The sequence below is a fragment of the Streptomyces sp. NPDC056347 genome, assembly GCF_042262625.1.
Classification (GTDB): Bacteria; Actinomycetota; Actinomycetes; order Streptomycetales; family Streptomycetaceae; genus Streptomyces.
Genome location: NZ_JBHJQP010000261.1, coordinates 1 through 7941, shown reverse-complemented (window position 1 = coordinate 7941; position 7941 = coordinate 1). Strand labels below are relative to the sequence as shown.

Here is a 7941-nt window from a genome sequence, read left to right as displayed (position 1 = left end):
GGGCCGGCCCCCTCGAAGAGGAACCCGGCCCCGCCCGGCACCCGGCACGGCACGCACGCCGGCATCGCGGCACCCGTGCCCGAACCCGGGCCGGGCACCGCGCGCCCGGACCCGGGTTCCGACACCGGAACTCAGCTGTGGACGACCTCGGCCACCTCCGCCGTCAGGTAGGAGGCCAGCAGCCGGGCCGTCGACCGCTCCAGGGCCACGACGGGATCGAGCATGATGCCGAACGTCTCCTCGATGTCACCGAACAGGCCGAGCGCGGCGACGGAGTCGAGCCCGTACTCGACGTACGGGACATCGGGGTTGATCTGTTCCACCGGCAGGGACACGTGGGTGCCCAGCCTGTCCGTGAGCCAGCCGAGGATCTCGCCCTCGGGCATGACCGGCTCCCTGTCCGCCATGTGCAACTCCTTACGTGTTCCAACGGCCAGCGTTGCTTCGCCCCATCCTGGCGCCCGCCGCTCAATCCCGACTTGACTCGGCATCGCCCGCACCCCCCGCTCCCCGCGGTTTCGAGCAGGTCTTGAGCGGTCCTTGCGATGGTCTCTGGCGCCGGGCTTCGGCACCGGCTCAGCGCCCGCGCGGCCCCCTCCCACAAGGAGCACACTCATGAGCACAGCTCAGAAACGGATCCCCGACGCCCAGCTGTTCAAGGACGCGATGGCGCTGCTCGCCGCCCCCGTCTCGGTGATCACCGGACGCGACAGCACCGGGCGGCGCTGGGGATTCACCGCGAGCTCGGTGTCATCGGTCTCCCTCGACCCGCCGCTGATCCTGGTGGGCATCGCGCTCAGCTCCAGCTGCCACGCGGCCATGTCGAGCGCCGAGGAATTCACCGTGAACGTCCTCGGCAAGCGGCACCGGCCCATCGCCCAGCGATTCGCCACCCGCGGCGTCGACCGGTTCGAGGCGGGAGAGTTCGGCGAGTGGGAGGGCCGCACGGCGCTTCCCTTCCTGCCCGACGCCAAGGTCCTGCTGCGCTGCGGGACCGTCGACGTCATCCGCGCGGGCGATCACGACCTGCTCCTCGGCACGCCCCTGGAGATCCGCACCCGCGACGAGAACACACCGCCCCTGCTGTGGTACCGGCGCGACTTCCACACCCCCGTGCCCGCGGAACCGGCCGAGGCCGCCTGAACAAGGCCGCCCGCGCGCGGCACCCCTCTCCCAGGGGGGCCGCGCGGAGCCCCGCACCACCGCACCGCCCGTACCGCTCGACCCCCGTACCGCCCGTGCTGCCGCGGCGCCCCGCGGGGAAGGCGCCGGCAGCAGCGAGGGCCGCGCGGACGGCATGCCGCCAGGACCGCCCGCACGAGGGCGCGGCAGGACCCGTACGAGCCCGTACGCGGCCGCACCCGGCACCGGCCCGGCGCCGCGCCGCCCGCCCTCGCCCCCCATGTGCCGTCCCATGCCCCTTCCCGTCTCCAGGAGCCAGCCGTGACCAGTACCCAGACACCCCCCGCCGCCGTCCGCGACGACACCCCGCCCTCCGCACGGACGGGCCTGAGCACCCGGCACATCCTCTTCGTCATCGTCGCCGCCGCGGCCCCCCTGTCCGCGATGGTCGGCACCGTGCCGCTCGCCTTCGCCTCCGGCAACGGGGCCGGAGTGCCCGCCGCGTTCACCGTGGCCGGCCTCATCCTGCTCTGCTTCTCCACCGGCTACACCGTCAGCACCCGCCGCACCGGCGGCAACGGCGGCTTCTACGCGAGCGTCGCCGACGGACTGGGCCGCGCCCCGGCCGTCGGCGTCGGCTACGTCGCGCTGATCGCCTACAACTGCGCGACCATCGGCATCGCCGGCGCCCTCGGCTACTTCACCCACCTCGTCCTCGCCGCCCACGGCATCAACGTCTCCTGGGCCCTGTGCGCCGCCGTGGGCATCGCCCTCACCGCGGTCCTCGGCTACCGCGACATCGGCGTCAGCGCCCGGCTGCTCGCCCTGCTCATGGCCTGCGAGATCGGCGTCCTGCTCGTACTCGACATCGCGGTCCTCGGCCGCCACGGCACACACGCCCTGCCCGCCGCCTCCTTCTCGGCCTCCGAAGTGACCGGGCCCGGCCTCGGCGTGTCCCTGATGTTCGCCTTCGTATCGTTCATCGGCTTCGAATCGGCGGCACTGTACGGCAACGAGGCACGCAACCCGCGCCGCAGCGTGCCCCGCGCAATGCTCGGTGCCGTCGTCCTCATCACCGGCTTCTACGCCCTCACCAGCTGGCTCGCCGTGGGCGCGATCGGCAGCGGCACCGTGCGCACCGCGGCGAGCGAGCAGATGGGCAACCTGTTCTTCAACCTCGGCGACGACTACCTGGGCTCCGCGGGCGGCACCTGCCTCCAGGTCATGCTCTGCACCAGCATGTTCGCCGCCCTGCTCGCCCTGCACAGCGCCACCAACCGCTACACGCAGGTCATCGCCGCCGACGGGCTCCTGCCCCGGGACCTCGGGGCGCTGCACACCCGGCACCACTCCCCGCACCGCGCCAGCGTCGTCCAGTCCGTCGTGAACGCCCTCGCCGTCACCCTCGCCCTGGTGGCGGGACTCGACCCCTACGCGGACTTCGCGGCCGTCACCCTCGGCCTCGGCACCCTCGGCATCGTCGTCCTGCAGGCCCTCGCCGCGCTCTCGGTACTCGGACTGCGCCGCAAGGGCGTCGCGCACGGGACGTGGCGGGGCCTGGTCGCACCGCTGCTCGCCGTCGTGGGCCTCGGCGCCAGCGTGTGGCTCATCGTGTACAACTTCGACCTCGTCACCGGCAGCCGGTCGGCCTTCGTGGGCGACCTGCCGTGGCTGTTCCCGGTGGTGTTCGCCGGCGGGCTCGTTTACGCCCGGCGCACGGGCCGCGGACTCGCGTCGAACACCTTCGACCGCTGACACCGCACACCCGGTGAGCGGCCCTGACCTGCGAGTTGAAGCAGGACTCCAGCGTTTCTTGAACCCCCGGGGCCACAGTCGAATCATGGCGCGGCGCACACATCCCGCGTCGGCAGGGACACCCGTACGGAGGCCGTGGCAGGGCCCACAAGGCCGTCGGGCCGCGGCGCCGCTCGAACCGGGGCGGCTGCCGGACGGACGGATCGGCGGCTGCGCGTTCTTCCCACAGAAAGACGCGCAGCAGCCGGCTCCCGTCCCCCAACCCTTCCTCCCTTTTCCTCCCTCTTCTTCCCCCCAGTTCTCCTCCTTCGACCCCAGGCCCGGGACAGCGCAGTCCACGAAGGGACCAACCGGTGAACGACGATCCGCAGGAGAGCCAGCAGCCCCTCCGCCACGCGCACAGCCACTTGCTCCGCGGGGCCGCGGCCCCGCCGCTGCGGCTCGCCGGGGCGGACGACGAGGCGTCCGTCACGACCGAGTCGCACATCGTCCGCGGCATCGACTGAGGCACAGGCTCCGAGACACCGGCCCGCCGGAGCACCGGCCCGGAGGGCTTCAAGTGGAACTCCACACGATCCGGCCAGGATCTGCAGCAGGACCGTAGCGGTCCCCATGGATTGCCAGGAGGCGCACGTGACAACGGGAACCGTTCAACTCCTCACCCATGAAGGGGAGCTGGTCCCTCACCCCGACTACCGCGTCGAGATCTCCGCCCAGGAACTCCGCGACCTCTACCACGACATGGCGTGGAGCCGGCGCATGGACGCCGAAGGCGTGACACTGCAACGCCAGGGCGAACTCGGCCTCTGGCCGTCCCTGCTCGGCCAGGAGGCCGCCCAGATCGGCGCGGGCCACGCCCTCGAAGCACAGGACTACGTCTTCCCCAGCTACCGCGACCACGGAATAGCCCTGTGCCGCGACGTCGACCCGCTCCACCTGCTGCGCATGTTCCGCGGAGTCAGCAACGGCGGCTGGGACCCGGCCGAGAAGAACTTCCACCTCTACACCCTGGTCATCGGCTCCCAGGCGCTGCACGCCACCGGCTACGCGATGGGCCTCGCCAAGGACGGCGCCCCGGGCGCCGTCCTGACCTGCTTCGGCGACGGGGCCACGAGCCAGGGCGACGTCAGCGAGGCGTTCAACTTCGCCGCCGTCTACGACGCCCCCGTCGTGTTCTTCTGCCAGAACAACCAGTGGGCGATCTCCGAGTCCAATGAGAAGCAGACCCGGGTGCCGCTCCACCAGCGCGCGCAGGGCTTCGGCTTCCCCGGTGTCCGGGTCGACGGCAACGACGTGCTCGCCTGCCGGGCCGTCACCGAGTGGGCCCTCGAGCGCGCCCGATCGGGCGAGGGGCCCACCCTGATCGAGGCCTACACCTACCGGATGGGCGCGCACACCACCTCCGACGACCCCACGAAGTACCGCGACCCCGAAGAACTCGAGCACTGGCGGCGCCGCGACCCCATCGCCCGCCTCAGGACGCTCCTGGAACGCGAGGGCTGGGCGGACGAGGACTTCTTCACCCGGGTCGACGCCACATGCGAGGAACGCGCGGTCCGCCTGCGCGCCCGGCTGCGCGAGACGGCCGACCCCAGCCCGGAACGCATCTTCGACAACGTGTACGCGGACGGTCATCCGCTCGTGGCCGAGGAGCGGGCCGAGTTCGCCGCGTACCGGGCCTCGTTCATCACGTCCGACAGCGGCATCGCCGCGGATGGGGAGGCGGCGTAGCCATGGCGGTACGGAAACTTGCGATCGCGAGGGCGATCAACGAGTCGTTGCGCAAGGCCCTGGACACCGACCCCAAGGTCCTCGTCATGGGTGAGGACGTCGGCAAGCTCGGCGGTGTCTTCCGCGTCACCGACGGGCTCCAGAAGGACTTCGGCGAGGAGCGGGTCATCGACACCCCGCTCGCCGAATCGGGCATCGTCGGCACGGCGATCGGGCTCGCGCTGCGCGGGTACCGCCCCGTGGTGGAGATCCAGTTCGACGGGTTCGTCTTCCCGGCGTACGACCAGATCGTCACGCAGCTCGCGAAGATGCACGCCCGTGCGCTCGGCAAGATCAGGCTGCCCGTCGTCATCCGTATCCCGTACGGCGGCGGCATCGGCGCGGTGGAGCACCACAGCGAGTCGCCCGAGGCGCTGTTCGCGCATGTCGCGGGCCTGAAGGTGGTCTCGCCGTCGAACGCGAACGACGCGTACTGGATGATGCAGCAGGCCGTCCGGAGCGACGACCCGGTGATCTTCTTCGAGCCGAAGCGGCGCTACTGGGACAAGGGCGACGTCGACACGGAGGCCGCCACATCCCCCTTGCACCAGGGGCGCACCGTACGCGGGGGCGGCGACCTGACGCTGGTGGCGTACGGGCCGATGGTGAAGGTCTGCCTGGAGGCGGCCGCGGCGGCCGAGGAGGAGGGCAAGTCGATCGAGGTCATCGACCTGCGCTCGATGTCACCGATCGACTTCGACACGATCCAGGCCTCGGTCGAGAGGACCGGCCGCCTCGTCGTGGTCCACGAGGCGCCGGTGTTCTACGGCTCCGGCGCCGAGATCGCCGCCCGGATCACCGAGCGCTGCTTCTACCACCTGCAGGCCCCGGTGCTCCGCGTCGGCGGATACCACGCTCCCTACCCCCCGGCGCGTCTCGAGGAGACGTACCTGCCGGACCTGGACCGGGTCCTGGACGCCGTTGACCGCGCACTCGCGTACTGAGAGAAAGGCCCGGCTGTGGTGCACGAGTTCAAGATGCCCGACGTGGGCGAGGGACTGACCGAGGCGGAGATCCTCGCCTGGTACGTCCGGCCCGGCGATCCGGTGACGGACGGCCAGGTGGTGTGCGAGGTCGAGACGGCGAAGGCGGCCGTCGAACTGCCGATCCCGTACACGGGTGTGGTCGGAGAACTGCGCTTTCCCGAGGGCGCTTCGGTGGACGTGGGCGCGGTGATCATCACGGTCACCCAAGCAGAAGCAGAAGCAGAAACGGAGACGGAGACGGAAACCGGAGCGGCGGGGGAGGCGGCGCCCCAGGGGCGGCAGCCGGTGCTCGTCGGGTACGGCGTCGCCGAGTCCGCCACCAAGCGACGTGCCCGCACGACGGCGGTGCCACCACCACCCCTGCGGAGCAACGGGGCGGACGCGCGCCCGCTGGCGAAGCCGCCGGTGCGCAAGCTCGCCAAGGACCTCGGCGTCGACCTGCGTGTGGTGATCCCTTCGGGACCCGGCGGAACCGTGACGCGCGACGACGTGCACGCGGTCCTCGGCCCGGCCGCCCCGCGGCGGCAACCCCCGCGCCCGACGGCGGCGCCCGCCCCCTCCGCACCCGCCCCCGTGGCGGCCGCGGACGCGCGGGAGACCCGCACCCCGGTCAAGGGCGTGCGGAGGGCCACCGCGCAGGCGATGGTCGCGTCGGCGTTCACGGCTCCGCACGTCACGGAGTTCGTGACGGCGGACGTGACGCGGACGATGAAGCTGATCGAGGAGCTCAGGCAGGACAAGGCCTTCGAGGGGCTGCGGGTCAACCCGCTGCTGCTGGTCTCCAAGGCACTGCTCGTGGCGATCCGCCGCAACCCGGGCATCAACGCGGCCTGGGACGAGCAGAACCAGGAGATCGTCCAGAAGCACTACGTGAACCTGGGCATCGCGGCGGCCACCCCGCGCGGCCTGATCGTGCCGAACATCAAGGACGCGCACGCCAGGACCCTCCCCGAACTCGCCGCGGAAATGAGCGAGCTGGTGACCACCGCCCGCGCGGGCAGGACACCCCCCGCCGCGCTGCGGGACGGCACGGTGACGATCACGAACATCGGCGTCTTCGGCGTCGAAACGGGCACGCCGATCCTGAATCCCGGCGAGTCCGCGATCCTCGCGGCCGGCGCGATCAAGCTCCGGCCGTGGGTCCACAAGGGCCGGGTGAAGCCTCGCCAGGTCATCACGCTCGCCCTGTCCTTCGACCACCGCCTCGTCGACGGCGAGCTGGGCTCCAAGGTCCTCGCCGACACCGCGGCCGTCCTCGAACAGCCCAAGCGGCTGATCACCTGGTCCTGAGAAGACCTGGACCGGACCGGCCGGACACGGTGCCCTGCCCGGCCGGTGCACCGTGCCCGGCCCTGGTCCGCCGGGCGCGGCCTACCCCTTGGCGAACTCCAGCAGCTGGGCGCTCAGCCGGTCCGCGTGGGTCGCGAACAGCCCGTGCGCCGCTCCCTCGTACACGACGAGCTCGCTGTCCGGGACCAGGGCCGCGGTCCGGCGCGCGCACAGATCGAGCGGCGCGCTCGGGTCCGAGTCCCCGTGGACGATGAGCGTCGGCACGCCGACGCCCCGCACGTCCTCGCGCAGGTCCTCGGTGAACAGCGTGCGGGTGATCTCCACCGTGGCGCGCAGCGAACTGTCGAGGGCCTGCCCGGTCATCCAGTCCACCAGCTGGGGCGAGACCGTCAGCGACTGCGCGCTCGCCTCGGGGCCGCCGAAGAACGGGACGGCGATGTCGGACACGTACCGGGCCCGGTCCGCGGTCATCGCGGCCGCGATCTGATCGAGGACGGCGGGGTCGATGCCGTCCGGGTTGTCGGGGCCGCGCAGCAGATACGGCGTCGTGGCGCACACCAGGGCGAGGCGCGACACGCGGTCCGAGCCGTGCCGGGCCAGATAGCGCACCGCCTCGCCGCCGCCCATCGCGTAACCGACGACGGTGACCTCCCGCAGCCCCAAGTGGTCCATGAGCGAGGCGAGGTCGTCGGCCAGGGTGTCGTAGTCGTAGCCGTCCCAGGGCCGGTCGGAACGGCCGAAGCCGCGCCGGTCCGGCAGGATGCAGCGCAGACCGCGCTCGGCCAGGTAGGGGGCCTGGAACTCCCACATGCGGGAGTTCATCGTGGCCGAGCAGAGGAGGACGACCGGCCGGCCCTTCCCCCAGTCCTCGTAATACAGCTGCGTGCCGTCCTTGACCGTGACGAAGGGCATGGTGACCTACCAGATGACGGGATGGGAGTGAGGGCCAAGCCAAGCACCGGCTCCTGACACGCCACTGACCCGCCGCTGTCCTGGCGAAACGGACCCGGGCCGGTCG

The 7941-nt window shown here is 71.8% G+C and carries 8 protein-coding genes; 6 read left to right on the top strand and 2 right to left on the bottom strand.

Annotated features, from left to right (window positions below; all coding sequences use genetic code 11):
- Nucleotides 1–131 precede the first annotated feature (131 nt).
- A complete protein-coding gene (locus ACFCV8_RS34545) occupies nucleotides 132–407 on the bottom strand; it encodes an acyl carrier protein (RefSeq protein WP_376689468.1) in 276 nt (91 codons plus the stop codon).
- A 208-nt stretch (nucleotides 408–615) separates the two neighbouring features.
- Between ACFCV8_RS34545 and ACFCV8_RS34540 the strand changes: the two genes are divergently transcribed.
- The 6 genes from ACFCV8_RS34540 to ACFCV8_RS34515 all read left to right on the top strand — a co-directional run bounded on the left by ACFCV8_RS34540 (nucleotide 616) and on the right by ACFCV8_RS34515 (nucleotide 6923).
- Nucleotides 616–1143 (top strand): flavin reductase family protein, encoded by a 528-nt coding sequence (locus ACFCV8_RS34540; protein ID WP_376689467.1) that lies wholly within the window; start codon nucleotides 616–618, stop codon nucleotides 1141–1143.
- Between the two features lie 300 nt (nucleotides 1144–1443).
- Complete coding sequence (locus ACFCV8_RS34535; protein WP_376689466.1) at nucleotides 1444–2877, top strand: APC family permease; 1434 nt, start codon at nucleotides 1444–1446, stop codon at nucleotides 2875–2877.
- A 353-nt stretch (nucleotides 2878–3230) separates the two neighbouring features.
- The gene (locus ACFCV8_RS34530; protein WP_376689465.1) at nucleotides 3231–3383 is read left to right on the top strand and encodes a hypothetical protein; all 153 of its coding nucleotides are present in this window, start codon (nucleotides 3231–3233) and stop codon (nucleotides 3381–3383) included.
- Between the two features lie 127 nt (nucleotides 3384–3510).
- The gene (pdhA, locus tag ACFCV8_RS34525) at nucleotides 3511–4608 is read left to right on the top strand and encodes a pyruvate dehydrogenase (acetyl-transferring) E1 component subunit alpha (protein WP_376689464.1); all 1098 of its coding nucleotides are present in this window, start codon (nucleotides 3511–3513) and stop codon (nucleotides 4606–4608) included.
- Between the two features lie 2 nt (nucleotides 4609–4610).
- Nucleotides 4611–5591, top strand: a complete 981-nt coding sequence (locus ACFCV8_RS34520; protein ID WP_376689463.1) for an alpha-ketoacid dehydrogenase subunit beta — start codon at nucleotides 4611–4613, stop codon at nucleotides 5589–5591.
- A gap of 33 nt (nucleotides 5592–5624) precedes the next feature.
- Entirely contained in the window at nucleotides 5625–6923 is a 1299-nt protein-coding gene (locus ACFCV8_RS34515) for a dihydrolipoamide acetyltransferase family protein (RefSeq protein ID WP_376689469.1), read from the top strand.
- 81 nt (nucleotides 6924–7004) lie between these two features.
- On the opposite strand, the gene ACFCV8_RS34510 is transcribed toward ACFCV8_RS34515, so the two are convergent.
- Entirely contained in the window at nucleotides 7005–7835 is an 831-nt protein-coding gene (locus ACFCV8_RS34510) for an alpha/beta fold hydrolase (protein ID WP_376689462.1), read from the bottom strand.
- Between the last annotated feature and the right edge of the window lie 106 nt (nucleotides 7836–7941).